This window comes from Roseateles sp. P5_B10, from assembly GCF_056400485.1.
On sequence record NZ_JBFULE010001364.1, the window covers coordinates 1 to 868 of the forward strand.

At 64.2% G+C, this 868-nt stretch carries 1 protein-coding gene; it reads right to left on the minus strand.

Translation table 11 applies throughout. The features are described from left to right. A partial coding sequence (locus AC1DU6_RS33345) for a diguanylate cyclase domain-containing protein (protein ID WP_477862622.1) occupies nt 1-868 on the minus strand: 868 nt, incomplete at both ends.

Genomic DNA, 868 nt, shown 5'->3' on the forward strand with positions numbered 1-868 from the left:
GCTCAGTGGTGCGAGTGGGCTGCGCAATTCGTGCGCGACCATCGCCAAATGGATGACATGCTGCTGATGCGCGCTCGTGGCCCGCTCCGCCGATACCCTGGATGCGAGCGCTGACAGGAGCAATTGCTCGTTGGCGTCACGCAAAGCATGACGGTGGGGATCCGGGCTGGGCGTTGCATCCAGCGGCACAGGCTGCGTCCCCAGGCCGTGCGTGTCGCCGAAGTCCGGCACGTGCCCGCTGTCAGGCACGTCTTCTGCGCCGTGGAACTGGAACATGGCACCGCCCATCTTCTTGGCGCGGTACATGGCCGAATCGGCCTTGTCGATGAGCTGCATGGCCGTACGACCGTCATCGGGGTAGATCGCGATGCCGATGCTGGCACTGACCCTGAACGCGGGCAGGCTGTCGATGCGAATTGCAGCAATCCCGTGCAGCATCTTCAGTGCAATCTGGGCGGCGTCACCGGCTTTCGATATCTCGGCGAGGAGCACCAGGAACTCGTCACCGCTGTGGCGACTGACGGTGTCCGAATCGCGCACGGCCATCCCAAGATTCAGGGCGACCAGCTTGAGCGCCTCGTCGCCGATCAGATGGCCGAAGTTGTCGTTGATGTGCTTGAAACGATCGATGTCGACAAACAGCACCGCACTGCGTGTGTGCCGGCGCTTGGCCATCGACAACGCTGTCTGCAGCCGGTCCAGCATCAGCGCGCGATTGGGCGTGTCGGTCAGGGCATCGCGCTGGGTGATGCGCGTCATCGCCATCAACTTGTCCGTCGCCGCCTCGGCAATCGCCTCGGCTTGCATCACCGCCAGCACGAGTTGCTCGTTCGCGTCCCGCAGTTGCGCGGCCTGCGAGGCGCCGAAC